This is a genomic window from Candidatus Sulfotelmatobacter sp. (genome assembly GCA_035498555.1).
Lineage (GTDB): Bacteria > Eisenbacteria > RBG-16-71-46 > RBG-16-71-46 > RBG-16-71-46 > DATKAB01.
This window is the reverse complement of sequence record DATKAB010000076.1, coordinates 1-18923: the sequence shown is the minus strand read 5'-3', so window position 1 is coordinate 18923 and position 18923 is coordinate 1. Positions and strand designations below refer to the sequence as shown.

13 protein-coding genes are annotated in these 18923 nt (G+C 67.9%); 2 read left to right on the top strand and 11 right to left on the bottom strand.

The genetic code is table 11. The features are described 5' to 3' along the window. Positions 1-82: 82 nt before the first annotated feature. From VMJ70_06780 to VMJ70_06750, 7 genes are all read right to left on the bottom strand, one after another. On the bottom strand, positions 83-2500 hold the full coding sequence (locus VMJ70_06780) for an ABC transporter permease (protein HTO90822.1): 2418 nt from the start codon (positions 2498-2500) through the stop codon (positions 83-85). Between the two features lie 3 nt (positions 2501-2503). Beyond that, a complete protein-coding gene (locus VMJ70_06775) occupies positions 2504-3250 on the bottom strand; it encodes an ABC transporter ATP-binding protein (GenBank protein HTO90821.1) in 747 nt (248 codons plus the stop codon). Positions 3251-3282: 32 nt separating this feature from the next. Then, positions 3283-4524, bottom strand: a complete 1242-nt coding sequence (locus VMJ70_06770; protein HTO90820.1) for an HlyD family efflux transporter periplasmic adaptor subunit — start codon at positions 4522-4524, stop codon at positions 3283-3285. Positions 4525-4726: 202 nt separating this feature from the next. Then, entirely contained in the window at positions 4727-5830 is a 1104-nt protein-coding gene (locus tag VMJ70_06765) for a tetratricopeptide repeat protein (protein HTO90819.1), read from the bottom strand. 234 nt (positions 5831-6064) lie between these two features. Continuing rightward, positions 6065-7033 (bottom strand): DUF4097 family beta strand repeat-containing protein, encoded by a 969-nt coding sequence (locus tag VMJ70_06760; GenBank protein HTO90818.1) that lies wholly within the window; start codon positions 7031-7033, stop codon positions 6065-6067. Positions 7034-7051: 18 nt separating this feature from the next. Beyond that, on the bottom strand, positions 7052-7870 hold the full coding sequence (locus tag VMJ70_06755; GenBank protein ID HTO90817.1) for an anti-sigma factor: 819 nt from the start codon (positions 7868-7870) through the stop codon (positions 7052-7054). Continuing rightward, complete coding sequence (locus tag VMJ70_06750; protein ID HTO90816.1) at positions 7867-8418, bottom strand: sigma-70 family RNA polymerase sigma factor; 552 nt, start codon at positions 8416-8418, stop codon at positions 7867-7869. Before VMJ70_06750 ends, VMJ70_06755 begins: the two co-directional genes overlap by 4 nt. 251 nt (positions 8419-8669) lie before the next feature. On the opposite strand from VMJ70_06750, the gene VMJ70_06745 reads away from it, so the two are divergent. After that, positions 8670-9806: a DUF4097 family beta strand repeat-containing protein gene (locus VMJ70_06745; protein ID HTO90815.1), complete on the top strand. Its 1137-nt coding sequence runs from the start codon at positions 8670-8672 to the stop codon at positions 9804-9806. A 2-nt stretch (positions 9807-9808) separates the two neighbouring features. On the opposite strand, the gene VMJ70_06740 is transcribed toward VMJ70_06745, so the two are convergent. After that, on the bottom strand, positions 9809-12553 hold the full coding sequence (locus VMJ70_06740) for a hypothetical protein (GenBank protein ID HTO90814.1): 2745 nt from the start codon (positions 12551-12553) through the stop codon (positions 9809-9811). Between the two features lie 227 nt (positions 12554-12780). Here VMJ70_06740 and VMJ70_06735 point away from each other — a divergent pair, with 227 nt between their 5' ends. After that, positions 12781-15069: a DUF5916 domain-containing protein gene (locus VMJ70_06735; protein HTO90813.1), complete on the top strand. Its 2289-nt coding sequence runs from the start codon at positions 12781-12783 to the stop codon at positions 15067-15069. 37 nt (positions 15070-15106) lie between these two features. Here VMJ70_06735 and VMJ70_06730 read toward each other — a convergent pair whose 3' ends face one another. The 3 genes from VMJ70_06730 to hisS form a co-directional block, all read right to left on the bottom strand. Further along, a complete protein-coding gene (locus VMJ70_06730; GenBank protein ID HTO90812.1) occupies positions 15107-16213 on the bottom strand; it encodes a glucose 1-dehydrogenase in 1107 nt (368 codons plus the stop codon). After that, positions 16210-18024 (bottom strand): aspartate--tRNA ligase, encoded by a 1815-nt coding sequence (gene aspS / locus VMJ70_06725; protein HTO90811.1) that lies wholly within the window; start codon positions 18022-18024, stop codon positions 16210-16212. The genes VMJ70_06730 and aspS overlap by 4 nt, the downstream gene beginning before the upstream one ends. After that, on the bottom strand, positions 18021-18923 hold a 903-nt coding region (gene hisS / locus VMJ70_06720), incomplete at its 5' end, for a histidine--tRNA ligase (GenBank protein ID HTO90810.1). The genes aspS and hisS, both read right to left, overlap by 4 nt.

Below are 18923 nucleotides of genomic sequence, written 5' to 3'. Positions count from 1 at the left end.
GACTAGCACGGGCGCGCGGCCGGGCCCATGCGCTCCGGCCGCGCGCGATGGAGGGAGGGCTGAATTCCGCCTCCCTCCGCTTCTATTCGTAGCGCAGCGCCACCACGGGATTGACGCGCGACGCCCGCATCGCGGGAAGCCACGCCGCCATCACGCCCGAGAGCACCAGCAGCACGCACACCACGCTGAACGTCGGTGGATCGGTCGGTGACACGTTGAAGAGCTGCGCGGCCATCACCCGAGTCACTCCGAACGCCGCGGCCAGCCCGATCGCGATGCCGAGCCCGGTCAGCTTGAGCGCCTGGATCGTCACCATGCGCACCACCGAAGCCGGCTCCGCGCCCAGCGCCATGCGAATGCCGATCTCCTGAGTGCGCTGCCCCACCGAATAGGCCATGACGCCGTACAGGCCCACGCCGGCAATCACCAGCGCCAGCATCGCGAACACGCCGAACAGCGTGCTGAACAGGCGGTTCATCCACATCGAGAAGCGCACGTGCTCATGCAGCGTGCGCACGTCCACCAGCACCTGATCGGGATCGCGCGACTGGAGAATGCCCCGGATCTTGGCGGCCAGCGAGGCCGGCTCGGAGTGCGAACGCACCAGCATCGACATCATCTGGTAGGGATCCTGATCGTGCGGCACGTAGGCCTGCTCGATGCGCTGGTCCTGGGATTCGACGTTCTGCATGACGTCGCCGACCACGCCAATCACGGTCGCCCAGCCGAGCGAGTCGGGATCGCCCGCGAACTTGAGGTGCCGGCCGATCGGATCCTGCCCCGGCCAGAGCTTCCTGGCCATCGACTGGTTCACGATCATGACGCGCTGCGACTTGTCGGTGTCGAACGGGTTGAAGTCGCGGCCCGAGATCTGCGGCACGCCGATCAGCTTGAAGTAGCCGGGGAAGACCATCGAGTAGTTCACGAGCGTCCCGTGGAGCGCGTCCTGATTCTTCGCGCCCTCCAGCAGCACCATGCGCCCCCAGCGGTTGCGTCCCAGCGGAAGCGTGTTGGTGGCGCTCACCGCCTCGACGCCGGGCAGCGCAGCGATCTGCTGCGTGAGCGAGTGGAAGAACTGGATGCGCTGCTGCGGCTCGGGATAGGTGGCAAATGGGAGCAACACCGAGCCGGTCAGCACGCCGTCGACCCGCAGCTTGCCTTCGAGCTCGTAGCGCTTCATGAAGCTGCGAATCATGAGCCCCGCGCCCACCAACAGCACCAGCGACAGCGCCACCTCGGCGACCACCAGCGACGAACGCAGGCGATTGCCCCCCCGCGACGAGCCGGCCTGCGCGCTGCCTTCGCGCAGCGCCTCGTTCAGCCGCGTGTCGGTGGCATGGAAGGCGGGCGCGAATCCGAACAGGATGCCGGCGAACACCGAGACGCCCACGGTGAACAGCAGCACCGGCGAGTCGATCTGGAATTTGAGCCACATCGGCAGCTCCATCGGAATCATCGCCATCCACATCCGCTGCCCCCAGTGCGCGAGCAGCACGCCCACCGCCGCGCCGCCGGCGGCCACGGCCACGCTCTCGGTGAGCAGCTGGCGGACGATGCGCGCGCGCGAGGCGCCCAGCGCCATGCGCAGGCTGATCTCGCGGCGCCGCGCCGCGGAGCGCGCCAGCATCAGGTTGGCAACGTTGGCGCAGGCAATCAGCAGCACGAACGCCACCGCGGCCTGGAGCAGCATCATCATCGGCCGGATGTCATCGACCAGCCGCTTCTTGTAGGGCAGGACGCGTGCGTCGATGCCGTCGTACTCCTTGGGGTGATCGCGCCGCAGCTCGCCGTTCAACGCGTTCATCTCGGCGCTCGCTTGATCGGGCGTGACGCCGGCCTTGAGTCGTCCGGCGACCTGCAGCTCGAACGAATCCCACGTCTCGTCCTTGGGATCGAAGCCCATCGGGATCCAGAAGTCCTGGTTCTCGGGCCACAGGAAGCCCTCGGGCATCACGCCGACGATGGTGCGCGTGCGGCCGTTGAGACGCAGCGTCTTGCCGAGCACGTTGGAGTCGCCGCCGTAGCGCGTCTTCCAGATGCGGTAGCTGATCACCACGTTTGCCCAGTTCTTGCCGAGTTCCTCCTCGGTCGCGGTGAAGCCGTGCCCGACCACCGGCTGCACGCCGAGCGCGTCGAACAGGTCGTAAGTCATGGTCGTGCCGTAGAAGCGCTCGGGCTCCTTGCCGATCGTGACGAACGCGTTCATGTCCCACCACGCGCCGACGTGCTCGACGGTCTTCAACCGGTTGCGCATCTCGCGGAGCTGCAGGAACGCGACGTTCATGTCGTCGTGCCGGCGGGGATTCCAGTTCTCCATGGCCACCAGACGCTGCGATTCGGGCAGCGGCATCGGCCGGTAGAGCACGCCGTAGACCATGCTGAACACCATCGTGTTGAGTCCGATGCCGAGCGCCATCACCGCCACCACGATCGCCGTGTAGCCGGGCGAGCGACGCAGCGAGCGGAACGCGAACTTCAGGTCCTGGAGCAGAACGTCCACGCCTCACCCCCGCCGCTCGTCGACGACTCGGCCGTCGAACAGTTGAACGGTGCGGTCGGCGAAGCGCGCGAACCGCGCATCGTGAGTGACCATGCAGATCGTCGAACCTTGCCGGTGCAGTTCCCGCAGCAGGTTCATCACCGCCTCGCCGTTCGACGAGTCGAGATTCCCGGTCGGTTCGTCGGCCAGCAGGATGAGCGGCTCGCCCGCCAGCGCGCGAGCCACCGCCACGCGCTGCTGCTGGCCGCCCGAGAGCTGGCTCGGCAGATGCCGCGCGCGATGCGCCATGTTGACGCGCTCGAGCGCGTTCGAGACGCGCGTCTTGCGGTCCGCGGGGCTCAGGCCGCGATAGGTGAGCGGCAGTTCCACGTTCTCTTCCACGGTCAGGTCGCCGATCAGGTTGAAGCTCTGGAAGATGAAACCGATCTGCCGGTTGCGGATCCGCGCACGCTCGCTGAACGAAAGGTTCTCGACCGGGCGCCCGTCGAGCCAGTACTGGCCGGCGCTCGGCGTGTCGAGCAGGCCGAGGATCGAGAGCAGCGTGGACTTGCCGCAGCCCGAGGGACCGGCAATCGACAGGAACTCGCCGGGATGGATCTCGAGATGGATACCCATCAAAGCGTGGGTCTCGACCTCATCGGTGTAGAAGATCTTCTGCACGTCGGCGAGACGAAGCAGGCTCCGGGCGTCGGCGTTGGCGGCGTGGCCGTTGGTGCGAGCCGCCGGTTCGGCGCTGAGTGTTGCGGACATCGGTTTCTCCTTCCCGCTCGCGGGACGTTCGTTCATCTCACCCTCACGCGATCGTTGTTCGCCCATCGGGACATCTCCGACAGGATGACCTGATCGCCCTCGTTCAATCCCTGCACGACTTCCACATTGTTGGCCGAACCGCGGCCGAGCTTGACCGGCACCCGCACCGCGAGATGCCCGTCGGGCTCGAGCCGGTAGAGCGGGACGGTCGCCTCGCTCGATCCGTCGGCCGGGCGGCCCACGTAAAGCACGTTCTCGAGCCGCTCGATCTCGATCACGGCCTCGACGCTGAGATCGGGCCGCGAGCCCCTGGGCAGCTCGCCGTCGATGGCGAGATCCACCGCCACCGTGCCGCTCTGCACCGAGGGATCCACGCGCGAGACGTGCCCGTTCACGGTGCCGTTGTGGGTGTCGATTACGGCCTTCAGGCCGAGCGTGAGATCGCGCGCCTGGATCTCGGGCACCTGGACCACCGCCTTCAGGCGGTCCTGGCCCGCCACCCGCGCCATCAGCTGACCCGGGTTCACCCAGGCGCCCGGCTGGAGCGACAGTTCCTGGAGCACCCCGGCGGCACCCGCGCGCACCTCCATCGAGGCCACGCGCTGGTTCTGGAAGCGGGCGATGGCCTCGAGGCGCTCGACCTCGGACTTGCGCAGATCGAGCTGCGCGTCCAGCGATTGAGAGAGCACGTCCAGCCGCCGCTGCTCGGCCTGATAGCGGGTGCGCGCGTCGTCGGCGCGGTCACGCGCCTTCTCGACGTCCATTTCGGAGTTGAGGCCCTCGCTCGACAGCCGCTCGGCCACCTTGACGTCGCGCTCGGCGTCGCGCACCTCGAGCTTGACCGAGGCGACCGCCGACTCCTCGGCGAGCCGCTGGCTCTCGAGCGAGGCCTTCTGGCCGGCCAGATCGGCCTCGGCGAGCTTGAGCTGGCGCTCGGCGTCGAGCGCCTCGAGCTGGACGTCGGGGTTGCTCATCTCGAGCAGCAGCGTGGTGGGCTGGACCTGAGCGCCCGGTCGCACCAGCACCCGCTCGACGCGCCCGGCGGTGAGCGCCGAGACCAGTCGCTGGTCCTCGGGCACCAGCGAGCCGGTGGCGCGAACGTCGCGGACCATCTCGCCACGATGAACGGTGTCGATCAGCACGGTGTTGCGCTCCAGGGTCGGGGCCGCCGGCTTGAGCTGGGTCATTCCAAACGTCATGAGCGCGAGCACCGCGGCCACGCTTCCCCAGATCAGGGTGCGCGGACGCCGCTTCACTTGTCGTGGAATGTCCATGCTTCCTCCGTGCGCGATAGACGGGTGGTTTCCAAGCGGGGTTGCACTGGAAGTTCCGTACCAGTCGCCGTCGCGCGCGCGAATCGAGAAATCATGCACTTGCGAGCGCGGCGCACACCCGCGATGTCGCCCGAGTGTCCGATCGCGGGATTCGCGCGTCCCGGAACCGGACACGCGCGCGACCGCTCGTCCCCGGTGCGCGTCAGCCCTTCATCCGCTTCAGGTCCTTCTTCGCGGGATCGAGATCGGGCTTGAGCTTGAGCGCTTCCTCCAGCTCGGCGACCGCTTCGCTCCTCTTCCCCTCCTTCTCGAGCACCAGTGCAAGCCGCCAGCGTCCGTGGGCGAGCGTGGGCCCGTTCGGCTCGGGCTCGATCTCGAGGAAGCGGCGAAAACTCTTCTCGGCGCGCGGAAGATCGGTGCCGTCGAGGAGCAGGATGCGCCCGCTCTGGTACCAGGGATTGCGGTCGTCAGGACAGGCGGCGTCCGCCGCACTCAATACGGCGTCGAGGTCGGACCAGCGTTGTTGGTGAGCGTAAATGCTGGCGAGCAGCAGGTAGGGAATGGCGCGGTCCGGCTCGGCTTCGCTGGCGGCGCGGGCGTTCTTCTCGGCCTCGTCCCATTTCTGCCGCCACGGCGCCGTACACCAGCTCGCCAGGGCGACGCGAGCCTCGACATCGTTCGGATCCTTCTCGATGGCGCTGCGGTAGTGGGCTTCGACCGCATTCGTGTCACCCGTTTCCTGGCAGTAGCGGGCCAGGGCGAGCTCGCCCTTGGAGGCATCGATCTCGCCGACTTCCTGGGCGTAGCGCAGCGCCTTCTTCTTGTCTCCGCCGGCGATCCCCGGAGCTCGAACGTGGAACTCCATCAGACCGAGCCTCGCGTCGATCTGTTTGGGATCGAGATGGAGGGCGGTCTCGGCCTCCTTGCGGAACCTGCCGGCCAGCCCCATCACCTTGAACATGCTGGCGTTGCTCGCGCGCTCGCCGAACACCTCGGACAGGGCTTCGTGCGCCTCGGCATCGTTGGGGGCGATCGCGATCGCCTGTTCGCCCAGCTTCTGGGCGGCGTCGAGGTCGTGGAACGCGAGCCGCACCTGGCACAGGCCGGTCAGCACCGTGGGGTCCCGCGGCCTCTCCTTCTGCTCGGCTTCGAGGAGCGCGCGCGCCTGCTTCCAGTGCTGATGATCGATGAGCGCGCGGGCGGAGCGTGGCGGCGTCGCGTCGGCGGCGGGCGCGATCGCCACGCGAGCGAGGGTGAGAGCGGCGATCAGGACGGGAAGGGGTCCGGGGTGTGGCAGGCGGATCATGGCGAGGATCCTCCGCGCTCCAAAGGTCGTGCTCCGAAGATTGCGGTTGCCCGGCAGAAGCCCAAGCCGTTCCACAGGTTCCGGCGACTCTGAGCGAAAATCAGGCCAGAAGGTTGGGGCGCAACCGTCAGCCCTCCGCCAACCGCAATCTTCGGAGCACGACGGTTGAGACGCACCAGCCGTGGCCCGGGTTGCGCCACGGCTGGGGGACCTCAGCGAAGGGGATCGACCCGCTCAGTTGCCGTCGTCGTCGTCGTCGGAGCTGCCCTCGTCGCTCCCCTTGTCGGGCTTGCTCTTCACCTTGATCTTCTCGTGGCCGTTCTTCGGATTGTCCTCGTCCGACTCGCCAACCTTCTCGCCCGGGCGATGGAGCAGGATCGAGCCCTGGAACGACTCGAGATCCAGGTCGGCGCCGCCGCTGCCGAGCTGCAGGCTGAAGCGCTTGTGGTGTTTCTCGTCGGTGGTCTTGGGGAGCGTGAAGGTGCTCTCGAACGAGCCGCCGTAGGTCGCGACCTCGATGTTGAGGCTGGCGTCGGCGGGAATGGCCACGTAGACGTTGCCGTTGTGGGTGCTCATCTCGTAGCGCCCGGTCTTGGCGAAGGTGCCGTCGTAGGTGATGGTGCCGTTGACGGTCGAGGCCTCGAGCGAATTGAGCTGGACCTTGCTCATGGTGATCGCACCATTCACCGACTCCACCGAGAGGTCGCCCTTCACGTTGGTCACGTCCACGCCCTCGTTGACCGAACTCAGCTCGAGCTTGCCGCTCGCCCCGGCCACGGTCACGTGCCCCTGCACCGAGGTGAGCGAGACGTAGCCGTCGCCGCCGGTCACCTCGACGTCGCCCTGCACGGTCTCGGCCTCGAGCTTGCCCTTCAGCCCCTTCGCCGAGATGTCGCAGTAGACGCCGCTCAGCTTGAGGGCGATCCAGGCGGGAACCGTGAGCCGGTAGTCGGCGCTTCCCGACACGCCGCGGTCGCTCTCCAGCTCGATTTGGATGTCGTCCCCATCGCGGTCGAGCGTCAGCTCGGAGTGCCGGTTGTGGTCCACCTCGACACGCACCGCATTCTTGGTCCAGGTCTGCACGTCGATGCTGCCGGCATAGTTCTCGAGGGTGAGGCGCGCACCCTGGGTGACGTTGATCGTGGTATCGGAATGAGCCCCCATGGCTACCGACATCACGACCGCCAGAACCATCGGATTCATGAGTTGCGTCCCCTCGTTCTAGATCTGCGCCAGCGAGTTCACGCGCTTGAGCAGAGCGACTTTCCGGCGCATGGTACTCGCGAGATGGGCGTTGAGATAGGGGCTGGCGGGATCGGCGGCCAGCGCGGCGCGCGCTTCCGCGATGGCCTTGTCGATCAACGCCAGGTTCTGCTCAACGATCTGCACGGTGTGCGGATCGAGCCGTGAGCGGCTCGCCTGGAGCGCGCCCTGCAGCTCGTTGATGGTGGCGTCGTAGCGCGCCACTCCGAAATCGGCGACCGCGGCCGGCGAGACGCCGGCATCGGAGCCGGAGAGCCGCCGGGCGGGGCCGGCGCCGCTTGAAGGCGTCACGGGCGAGCTGTCGGGGGTGCCGGGAGCCGGGAGCGGCGTCGCCGCGCCGCCGGGCGTCACGCCGGTTCCGGGCGCCACCGCCACCGGGCCGTTCGCGCCACGGGACGGCGCTCCCCAATTGCGCTGCCCGATCATCCAGGCGAGGCCGCCGCTCACCACGACCAGCACCGCGGCCGCCGCCACCAGCTGGGCGCCGCTCAGGCTGAAGCGCTGAGAGAATCGCCCCGCCCACCGCCCGGCGGAGGGCAGCCCGAGCAGGCGGCCCTTCAAGCGCGGCTCGATCGCCGGCCACAGGTCGCGCTCGGGCGGCAGCTGCGGCAGCGCGCCCGCCCGGGCCGCCACGACGCGCAACTCCTCCAGCACCGCCGAGCACTCGGCGCAGGCGGCGAGATGGGCGTCGCAGGCATCGCGCTCCCCGCGGGCCAGCTCGCCATCCAGGTACTCGGACAGGCGATCGGTCCAGTGCTCGGTGCGATTCGAGTTCATGCCCTCAGGTGTCCTCTCAACAGCATGCGCGCGCGGTGAAGCTGCGCCTTGGTCGTGCCGGTCGTGACTTCGAGAAACTCGGCGATTTCATCGTGACGGTAGCCCTCGACGTCGTGGAGCAGGAAGATGGCGCGCGCACCCTCGGGCAGCCGGGCGATCGCGCCCTCGAGATCGATGCCGAACTCTTTCGAGCCCACCGGCGTCGGGAGCTGATCGAGCGCCTCGTCGTCGGGCAGGAACCGCTCGCGCCGCTGGCCGTGCCACTGGCGGCGGCTGAGCATCACGTTGACCGCCAGCCGATGCAGCCAGGTGCCGAACGCGGCCTCGCCGCGAAACGTCCCGAGCTTCTCCCACGCTCTCACGAACACGTCCTGCGTCACCTCCGCGGCCTCGTCGTAGCTCAACATGCGACCGGCCAGGCCATGCACCCGCGCCACGTGGCGCCGGTAGAGTCGCTCGAAGGCCCGGCGATCACCGGCCTGGGCCCGGCTGACGTCTTCGGCATCGGCGCCCGCGGGGGCCGGATCCTTGGTGAACTCGGGATTCATGACCCTCAGGGCAAGCGTTGCCATTGCTCCCGTTGAGACGGCCGGTCCCTCCGGAAGGTTGAAGTCCGGGACCGGGTTTCCACCGGCAGCGCCCCGGCCATCTCCCGCCCCAGCTGCCCGATTTCAGCACTTCTTTCCAACGATTCACCGAGTTCAGTAGTCGAAATCGACGTCGCGCAACCTGGAGCCCGGGGTCCGACGTAGGGACTGCTGTGTTCCATCGCCCGATCGCCCCTCCGAGGAGCCCCGTCATGCCCAGCGTCTCTCTGAACCCGCCCGCGCGGCGGGCGCACGCCCTGGTCAATGCCCTGCTCATCGCGCTCGGCCTGCTCGGCCTGGCGCTGGCCGCCAATTCGTTGGTCAACACGCTGGCGGCCGCGAGCCCCGGCTCCCCCGAGCGCTTCTCCGTCACCGGCAGCGAGGTGCGCATCTACGACCTGGCCGGACAGGCCAGGCTCACGGCGGGAAACGGCACGGCGGTGGTGGTGCTGGTGACGCGCGGCGGCGGCGACTCGGGACAGCTCAAGGTCGCGACCGGCGAGATCGAGGGCGCGCAGACCCTGCGGGTGATCTTTCCTTCCGACCGCGTGATCTACCCGGCGATGGGGCATGACTTCAACACCGAAGTGCAAGTGCGGGACGATGGCACCTTTCACGAGGGACACGACCACTGGAGCATGAGCGGACACCGGGTGCGGATCAGCTCTCACGGCAGCGGCCTCGACGCGCACGCGGATCTCGAAATCCAGGTTCCGCGCAATCAGCAGCTCAAGCTGCACCTCGCGGCCGGCGACGTCAACGTGAAGAACGTCGACGGCGAGCTGCTGCTCGACACGGGAGCCGGCGACGTCACGGGAAGCGGAACGCGCGGCAAGCTCAAGGTCGACACCGGCTCGGGTGACGTGACGCTCAGTGACGCGCAGGGCGAGCTCGACGTGGACACCGGCTCGGGCGACGTGGAGCTGAGCGGCATGAAGGGCGAGAAGGCCAAGATCGACACGGGCTCGGGTCGCATTCGCGCCAGCGACGTGGCGGTGCAGGGGCTCGACCTCGACACCGGCTCGGGTGGCGTCGAAGCGAGCGGCGTCAAGACCCGGCTGCTGCGCGTCGACACCGGCAGCGGCTCGGTGGACATCGGTTTGCTCGCCGCGGCGGAGAAGATCGGCGTGGACACCGGGTCGGGCAGCGTGACGCTGCGCGTGCCCTCGGGCCTCGGCGCCGACATCTCGTTCGAGACCGGCAGCGGCGATTTCCACACCGATCTGCCGGTGCAGATCCAGCAGCTACGGGACGGCAGCTATCGCGGCAAGCTCGGCGACGGCTCGGCGCGCGTGATCGTGGAGACGGGGTCCGGCAGCCTGCGCCTGATGGCATCGCAGACCAAGTAGCCTCACCGGCCCGGAGGGGCGGCTCCGGCGGCCGGGCCGGAGGATTCCCGCGGCATCACGCCGCTGTGCAGCATCTGCTCGCCGAGCCGCGCGCGGGCGCGGTCCTCGACCAGGTGCGCCACCAGCGCGGTCCAGCCGGTCTGATGGCTGGCGCCCACGCCGCGGCCGTTGTCGCCGTGGAAGTATTCGTAGAACAGCACCAGATCGCGCCAGGCGGGATCGGACTGGTAGCGCTTCTCGTCGCCGTGTGCGGGCCGGCGTCCGAAGTCGTCGCGAAGGAAGAGCCTCGTCAGCCGCTCGCCCAGCTCGCGCGCCACCTCGGACAGGCTCATCCAGCGACCGGAGCCGGTCGGGCACTCGACCTGGAACTCGTCGCCGTAGAAATGGTGGTAGCGCTCGAGGGATTCGATCAGCAGGTAGTTCGAGGGGAGCCACACCGGCCCGCGCCAGTTGGAATTGCCGCCGAACAGGGCGGTGTCGGCTTCGGCCGGGGTGTAGCGCACCTCGTACTGTTCGCCGTCCACGGTGAGCATGAACGGGTTCTGCTCGTGGAACTTGGAGAGCGAGCGGAGCCCGTAGGGTGAGAGGAACTCGTTCTCGTCGAGCAAGCGCCTCAGGACGCGCTGCAGGCGCTCCTTCGAGGGAATCGCGAGCAGCCGGTGGGCCTGGTCGCCGTGACGATGCTGTTCCATGTAGGCGATGTGCTGCGCGAGATCGCCGCGATTCTCGAGGAACCAGCGCATCCGTTTGGCGAACCCCGGCAACCGCCGGATCACGTTCTCTTCGAGGATTCCCGCGGCGAACAGCGGAACCACCCCCACCATCGACCGCACCCGCAGCGGCACGCGCCGGTCGCCCATGCGCAGCTGGTCGTAGTAGAAGCCGTCTTCCTCGTCCCACAACCCGGTGCCGCCGAGCGTGTTCATCGCGTCGGTGATGGCGATGAAGTGCTCGAAGAACGTGGAAGCGATGTCCTCGTAGGCCTGGTCCTCACTGGCCAGCTCGAGCGCGATCGACAGCATGGTGGCGCAGAAGAACGCCATCCACGCGGTGCCGTCGGCCTGCTCGAGGGTGCCGCCGCCGGGCAGCGGCTTCGAGCGGTCGAACACGCCGATGTTGTCGAGGCCGAGGAAACCGCCGCCGAACAGATGGTGGCCCTCCATGTCCTTGCGGTTCACCCACCAGGTGAAGTTGAGCGTCAGCTTCTGGAAGCAGCGCTCGAGGAACAGCCGATCCCGCTGGCCGCGCGGTCCGGTCATCTTGTAGACGCGCCAGACCGCCCAGGCGTGCACCGGAGGATTCACGTCGCCGAAGTTGTATTCGTAGGCGGGCAGCTGCCCGTTGGGGTGCATGTACCACTCGCGCAGGAACAGCACGAGCTGCTGCTTCGCGAACTCGGGATCGATCTGCGCGAACGGGATCATGTGGAACGCTTCGTCCCAGGCCGCGTACCACGGGTACTCCCACTTGTCCGGCATCGAGATCACGTCGCGATTGTGGAGATGCGGCCAGTCGTAGTTGCGCCCCTTCCAGCGCGCCACCGGCGGTGGCGGCTGCGCGGGATCGCCCTCCAGCCAGTCCTTCACGACGTAGTAGTAGAACTGTCGTGACCACAGCAGGCCGGCGTAGGCCTGCCGGACCACGCGACGCTCGTCGGCCGAGGCAGTGGAAGGGAGCCGCCCCAGATAGAACTCGTCGGCCTCGCGGATCCGCTGAGTGAAGGTGCCGTCGAATCCGGCGCCGAACGCCTCGGCGGGCGCGCTCGCGCCCGGAGCGAGGCGCAGACGCACCGTCATTTCACCGCCGGCGGGAATCTCGAGGCGGTAGTAGACGCCGGCCTTGGTGCCGGCGCGCTGCGGATTCACCGCGCCCGAGCGGCCGCTCGCGATGTAGTCGTGGAACGCGTCCTTGGTGAAGGGCGTTCGATTCTGGACGCCGAACAGCCGCTGCGCGTTGGTCTCGTTCTCGGTGAAGATCAGCGCGGGCGCACGCGCGAACGGCCCCGGTCCGGCGCGCAGCTGGTACTCGCCGAGCGTCTCGTGCCGAGCCACCACCGTGCTGTCATCGAGGCGGCGCAGATCGGGCCGCGGGCCGTAGTCCTCGCCGGTCCTCCCCCAGCTCCAGGTGTTGCGAAACCACAACGTCGGCACCAGGTGCAGAGTGGCCGCTTCGGGCCCGCGATTCGCGGCAGTGATGCGGATCAGCAGATCGTCCGGGCCGGCCTTGGCGTACTCGGCCAAGACGTCGAAGTAGCGGTTTTCGTCGAACAGTCCGGTGTCCCTCAATTCGAACTCCGGATCCTGCCGCGTGCGCTTGTGATTCTCGTCGCGCAGGCGCGCGTAGGGGAATTCGGCCTGCGGATACTTGTAGAGGGCCTTGAAGTAGGAGTAGGTCGGCGTCGCGTCGAGGTAGTAGTAGCACTCCTTCACGTCCTCGCCGTGATTGCCTTCGGGTCCGCTCAGGCCGAACAGGCGTTCCTTGAGGATGGGATCGCGCCCGTTCCACAGCGCCAGCGCGAAGCAGAGCCGGCACTCGCGATCGGTGACACCGAGCAACCCGTCTTCGCCCCAGCGGTAGGCGCGGCTGCGGGCGTGGTCGTGAGGAAAGTACGCCCAGCTGTCCCCGCCCTCGGAATAGTCCTCGCGCACCGTGCCCCACTGGCGCTCGGAGAGATACGGACCCCAGCGCTTCCAGTTCTTCGAGCGCCGGGCCTCCTCTTCGAGCCTCACCTTCTCGGCATCGGGCACGATCGAGCGTTCCCCCGGATGTGCGTCGTCGTCGCGCTCATTTGACCACGGACCCCGGGGTCACGCCAGCCGGGCGCATTCCTCCGCGCTGGTGACGCGCAAACGCCGCGCACGGGCGACCTGTCGAACTCTTGAAACGGTTCTGCCATCCATTGGGCTAGTTTGAATTCGGCTCGCGCGGGCACCCCGCGCGCCGCCGGCCCGGAACTCCCGCCCCGAGGACCGTCTTGCCCCTCCGCCTCAAGACCTGGCCCAACTCTCTCGTCGCGCTCCTGCTGCTGATCTCGGGCGCGGCGCGTGCGGACTATGGGCAGCATTTTTCGGGAGCCGCGCGGCAGATTCGCCTCTCGCCCCCGCACGTCGAGCAGGGCCCGAAGCTCGACGGTGCGCTCGACGATTCGGTGTGGGCGATGGCGGCGGTGCTCGATTCGTTCACCAACATCCGCCCGGTCGAAGGCGTGCGCGACACGCTCGGCACCGTCGCCTACGTCATGTACGACGATCAGAATCTCTACATCGGCTTTCGCGCGTTGGACGACCCCAGGCAGGTGCAGGCGCCGGTGGTGCCACGCGATCAGATCGGTCAGGGCGACTGGGTCGGCGTCTCGATCGACGCCTACAACGACAAGCAGAAGGCGTTCTTCCTGTGCTCCAGCCCGAATGGCATCCAGATGGACGGCGTGGACCAGGAAGGGCAGAACACCGACATGGCGCCCGACTTCCAGTACACGTCGCGCGGTCGCATGACCGATCGCGGCTACGAAGTCGAAATGGCGGTGCCTTTCAAGACGCTGCGGTTCATGCCCGGGGATCGGGTCACCTTCGGTTTTCAGGCGATCCGCGACATCAAGCGCTCGGGCACTCACACCTACTGGGCGCCGGTGACGCGCAACATCAACAGCTATTTCACGCAGCTCGGGGCGCTGGAAGACCTGAACGGCGTGCGTCCCGGGCGCAATCTGCAGGTGATCCCCGAGCAGACCGCGACCGCCACCGCGGTGCGTGACGGCGAACAGATGACCTACGGCGACCCGACCGGCCGCTTCGGCGTGGGCGTGAAGTACGGGCTCACCACCAATCTGGTCGCCGACGTCACGGTCTCGCCCGATTTCAGCCAGGTCGAGGCCGACGCCGGCGTGGTGGACGTGAACGCCCGCTACGCCACTTTGTTCCCCGAGAAGCGCCCCTTCTTTCTCGAGGGCGCGGACATCTTCACCACGCCGGTCGATCTCGTGTACACGCGGCGCATCGCCGATCCACGCTACGGCGTCAAGCTGACGGGCAAGGTGGGGCGCACTTCGATGGGCGTGCTGAGCGCGGACGATCGCTCGGCCGGCGACGGAATCGAGACCCTCCCCAACTTCGCGAATCCCTATCTCGGCGAGAACGCCCGCTACAACATCGTCCGGCTGCGGCAGGACGTGTTCAGGAATTCCTACGTCGGCCTGCTGGCGGGAGATCGCACCCAGGGCGATCGGTACAACCGCGGCTTGGGTCTCGACGGGCGCCTCAAGTGGGCGCAGAAGTACACGCTCGACTGGCAGGGCGTGGGAAGCCAGAGCCGCGACCAGAACTTCTCGAGCGGCATCGCGAAGCTCGATTCGGCGCAGCTGGCGGCGCTGGATCCCTCGATTGCCCCACGCGCCGGCCAGATGCGCTCGGGGAAGGCGTGGTATGGCAGGCTCTCGCGCGATACCAAGCACCTCACGCTGCAGCTCGGCGCCGACGGGACCTCGCCCGACTTCGCCGCCGACATGGGCTTCATCACCCGCACCGACGTGTTTCACCAGGCGGCCGGCATCGTCCCCCACATCCTCGGCAGGGACGGCGGCTGGTACAGCGACATCCGCCCGATGCTGTTCTACGACCGCTACGACAACTACGCGGGGACGACGCTCCAGGACGATGTGCTCTCCTTCATCTTCGAGGCCGATCTGCCGCGCGCCTCCTACTTCGGCACCGAGAACAACAAACGCTACTACCGGATCGGCGACGCCACCTTTCCCGACCTCTACCGCCACGCGGTGTATGCCGGCACCGACGGCTGGCGTGGCGTGCGGCCGTTCGTCACCTACGTGTGGGGCGATCAGGTGGTGTTCTCGGAAGCGGCGCGCGGGCACGACTATCGAGTGGACGCCGGCGCCAACCTGCGTTTCAGCTCGCAGCTCGACGGCTCGGTCGAGGTGCAGGCCAGCACGGTGTGGCGCGAACAAAACAACAGCCGTTACGCGGAACAGTTCATCCCGCGCGTGCGAGTCTCCTACCAGTTCACCAAGGAGCTGGCGGTGCGCACCATCACCCAGATGGTTTCGGTGCGGCAGTTCGACTCGAGGGATCTCGAGACCAGCAAGTCTCAGGTGGTGACGCCCGACGTGCTGTTCAGCTACTACGTGCGGCCGGGCACGGTGGTCTATCTCGGCTACGGCTCGCTGCTCGAGAGCAGCGTCGATGGGCAGAAGCTCCAGCCGGCGCGCAGCAGCGTCTTCACCAAGCTCAGCTACCTCTGGGAGATGTAGCGGCCCGGAGGGCGCCGCTCCCCGGCGCCTGCGGCCGTCAGCGCGCCTGCGGGCTCACCACGCTCTTGATGCCGGCGGCGCGGTGCGCGATGAGATCGGGCGCCGAGTCGAGGTCCGAGCGGGAGGTGATCATCGCGCGTACCGCGTCGGGCCAGCGCTGCATGAAGGTGGCGAGGTCCTTGATCGCGTTCTCGTAGGAGCCGCGTCCGGCGTTGACGCTGCCGAGCAGCACCTGGTTGCGCAGCACCAGGTGGCGCATGATCCGGTCGGTGTCGAGGCGCACCGGCGCCTTCCGCCCTGGAACGCCGGTGAACACGAACGCACCGTTCACGCCGAGGAACTTGATGACCTCGAAGGACAGTGGCGCCGCGCCCACCGCCTCGTAGACCAGATCGATGTCGCCCGCCGCCTCGGCCAGGTGCTCAACCGAATGCGTCTCGGCGGGGATCGGGGTGGCGCCGAGGTCCTGAAGAATCGAAGCACGCGCTACGTCGGAGAGCGACTTGGAGTAGACGCAGACCCGGTAGCCCAAGATGGTGAGCAACATTGCGCCCAGCAACCCGACCGGACCCGCGCCCAGCACCACGGCGTTCTTCGGCTGCGCATGCGAATGTCGCGCCGCCTCGGGCAGTCGAGTCTCGACCGCCCGTGCCTGCTCGAGCGCCTTCTCGGCAATCGTGAGCGGCTCGATCAGCACCCCGGCTTCGCGCAGGCCCGGCGGCACCGGCAGGAAGTAGCGCTCGTGATCCACCACCCGCTCGGTCATGTAGCCGTGCGCGCCCTTGATGCCGCGTTCGGTGAAGTCGCCGGTGACGCAGAAGTCCTGGCGACCGGCACGACATGGCGCGCACGATTCGTGCGGGCAGGGGCGGCGCACCATCGGCACCACGAAGTCGCCGGCCTTGATGCGCGCCACCGCCGAGCCCACCTCGATCACGCGCCCGAACGCTTCGTGCCCGATCACCAGATAGTCGTCGCCCGCCGGCGGCGTGCCGTAGGTAAACGAGCCGATCTCGTAGTCGGTGCCGCAGATCCCGACGTCGAGCGTACGCATCAGCACGTCGATCGGCGAGCGCAGTTTGGGTTCGGGATGATCGCGCACCGTGATCACGCGGGCGGCCGGGCTAACGGTGACGGCTTTCATGACTGGAGCCGGATTCCCAGCTCCTTGAGCGTGGTGTCTTCCACTTCCGCCGGCGAACCATCCATCAGACTCGCGGCACTCGCGCTCTTCGGGAACGCGATGGTGTCGCGAATCGAGTCGCGGCCGGCCATCAGCATGACGATGCGGTCGAGGCCGATGCCGATCCCACCGTGGGGCGGCGACGCGTAGCGATAGGCGTCGATCAGGAAGCCGAACTTGTCCTGCATTTGCTCGGGCGAGAAGCCAACCACCTTCATCACCCGCTGCTGGATGTCGGGGCGATGGATGCGGATCGAGCCCGAGCCCAGCTCGTTGCCGTTCAACACCAGGTCGTAGAGCTGCGCGTGGACCGCGGCCGGATCGGTTTCGAGCCGATCGAGGTGCTCGGGGTTCGGCATGGTGAACATGTGATGCCGCGCCTCCCAGCCCTTGCGGTCGGGGTTCCACTCGAACAGCGGGAACTCGCGCACCCAGCAGAACTGCCACTCGCGCTCGCGCCCTTTCAAGAGCGGCTGGCCGAGCTGCGTGCGCAGGACACCCAGCGCCTTCAAGGTCTGCTCCCACGGCCCGCTGGTGAACACCACCGCGTCGCCGGTCCGGGCGCGCGTCGCGGCGTAGAACTCGTCGAGCAGCGCGCCGGGGAAGATCACCTGCTGCTTCTCGCGCTCGCTCTCCACCACCTTGAAGAAACTCAGGCCTCCGGCGCCGGCTTCCTTCACCACGTCTTCGAACTTGCGCAGCTGGGTGCCCGAGATCTCGGCGCCGCCCGGGATCGTCATCGCCACGCCCACTCCGTCTTTCGCCTTGGCGCCGTTGGCGATCACGTTGCGCGGCGAGCGGGCATGAATGGAAGTGGTGTCGGTGAATTCGAGGCCGAAGCGCAGATCGGGCTTGTCACTGCCAAAGCGCAGCATCGATTCGTGGAAGGTGAGGCGCGGAAACGGCCGCTGGAGCGTGACGCCCAGGCATTCCTTCCACAGCGCCGCGAACAGGCCTTCGACCGCGGCGAACACGTCCTCCTCGGTGACGAAGCTCATCTCGAGGTCGATCTGGGTGTGCTCGGGCTGACGGTCGGCGCGCAGATCCTCGTCGCGCAGGCAGCGCGCGAGCTGGAAGTAGCGATCGAAGCCCGAGATCATCAGCGTCTGCTTGTAGAGCTGCGGGCTCTGCGGCAGCGCGTAGAACTTGCCGAGGTGGACCCGGCTCGGCACCACGTAGTCGCGCGCGCCTTCGGGGGTGGGTTTCACCAGCATCGGGGTTTCGACCTCGAGGAAACTCTGGCTCGAGAGGTAGCTCCTCGCGGTCTGGGCGGCGCGATGGCGCAGCGCCATCACCTCGGCCAGCTCGGGCCGGCGGAGATCGAGGAAGCGGTAGCGGAGCCGCAGGTCCTCGTTCGCCAGCATGTGCTCTTCGTTGACCTGGAACGGCAGCGGATCAGCCGAGGACAGCACCTTCAGCTCGCGCACGTCGAGCTCGACCTCCCCGGTCGGCAGCTCCTTGTTGACCGACTCGGCGGGGCGCAGGCTCACCGGTCCACGCACCGCGATCACCCACTCGTTGCCGAGCCGCGAGGCGCGGTCGAGCAGCGCGCGGCCGCCGGTCTCGGGGTGGAACACGATCTGGCTGAGCCCGTAGCGATCGCGCAGGTCGACGAACAGCACCCCGCCATGGTCGCGCATGCGGTGCACCCAGCCCATCAGAATGGCGGCGCCGTGGGCGTCGGTGCGGCGCAGCGCGCCGCAGGTGTGAGTGCGGCGCCAGTCGCCGATCCCTTCGAGCTCGAGTTCCGCCGCAGGCTTCGTCTCGGTCATGTCGTTTCCGCGTTCTCCGGTTTGAGTCGCGCGCGCAGCGCTTCGATCAGCCGCTCGCGCTTCACCACTTCCTGCGTTCCCGCGGCCAGATCCCTCAAAGTCACTTCGCCGCGCTTCCCTTCGTCTTCGCCGAGGATAATGGCCAGCCGCGCACCGCTCTTGTCGGCGGCCTTCATCTGCGCGCCGATCGCGCGCGCTTCGAGATCGGCGTCCACCGCGAACTCTCGGCGCAGCTCGCGTACCAGCGAGGCCGCCGCCGAGCGCGTCGCATCCATCGCCACCACGTACACCGAGCGTTCGGTTTCCGGCGGCGTGAATCCGCGCTGCTCGAGCACCAGCACCACGCGATCGAGTCCGATCGAAAAGCCGACGCCCGGCGTGCTTGGGCCCCCCAGGGATTCGATCAGCCCATCGTAGCGGCCGCCTCCGCCCAGCGCGCTCTGCGCCCCGAGCGAGCGATCGTGCACCTCGAACGCAGTGCGCGTGTAGTAGTCGAGACCGCGCACCAGCCCATGGTCCAGTTCGTGGCGGATGCCCGAGGCGTCGAGCCCGGCGAGCACCGCCTGCCAGTGCGCGGCGGACTCGGCGTCGAGAGAATCGAGCATGCGCGGCATGGGCGCCGACAGCGACTTCATCGCCTCGTGGTCGCGCGGATCCTTGGTGTCGAGCACCCGCAGGGGATTCTCTTCGAGCCGGCGCTGCGAATCCGGGCCGAGCCGATCGCTCACCGGCTGGAGCCACGCGCGCAGCTGGTCGCCGTAGGCGCGGCGCGAGGCCGGCGTGCCGACGCTGTTCATCGCCACCACCAGATCGCGGAAGCCCCAGGCTTCGAACAGATCCACGAACAGGTTGATCATCTCGACGTCGGCGCCCGGGGCCGGCGTGCCGATGATCTCCGC

What these genes read in the sequence shown, in the direction of transcription:
- VMJ70_06750 (HTO90816.1), bottom strand. Translation starts at nt 8,418, where the DNA reads ATGAATCCCGAGTTCACCAAGGATCCGGCCCCCGCGGGCGCCGATGCC.
- VMJ70_06775 (HTO90821.1), bottom strand. Translation starts at nt 3,250, where the DNA reads ATGTCCGCAACACTCAGCGCCGAACCGGCGGCTCGCACCAACGGCCAC.
- VMJ70_06755 (HTO90817.1), bottom strand. Translation starts at nt 7,870, where the DNA reads ATGAACTCGAATCGCACCGAGCACTGGACCGATCGCCTGTCCGAGTAC.
- VMJ70_06730 (HTO90812.1), bottom strand. Translation starts at nt 16,213, where the DNA reads ATGAAAGCCGTCACCGTTAGCCCGGCCGCCCGCGTGATCACGGTGCGC.
- VMJ70_06765 (HTO90819.1), bottom strand. Translation starts at nt 5,830, where the DNA reads ATGATCCGCCTGCCACACCCCGGACCCCTTCCCGTCCTGATCGCCGCT.
- VMJ70_06770 (HTO90820.1), bottom strand. Translation starts at nt 4,524, where the DNA reads ATGGACATTCCACGACAAGTGAAGCGGCGTCCGCGCACCCTGATCTGG.
- aspS (HTO90811.1), bottom strand. Translation starts at nt 18,024, where the DNA reads ATGACCGAGACGAAGCCTGCGGCGGAACTCGAGCTCGAAGGGATCGGC.
- VMJ70_06745 (HTO90815.1), top strand. Translation starts at nt 8,670, where the DNA reads ATGCCCAGCGTCTCTCTGAACCCGCCCGCGCGGCGGGCGCACGCCCTG.
- VMJ70_06760 (HTO90818.1), bottom strand. Translation starts at nt 7,033, where the DNA reads ATGAATCCGATGGTTCTGGCGGTCGTGATGTCGGTAGCCATGGGGGCT.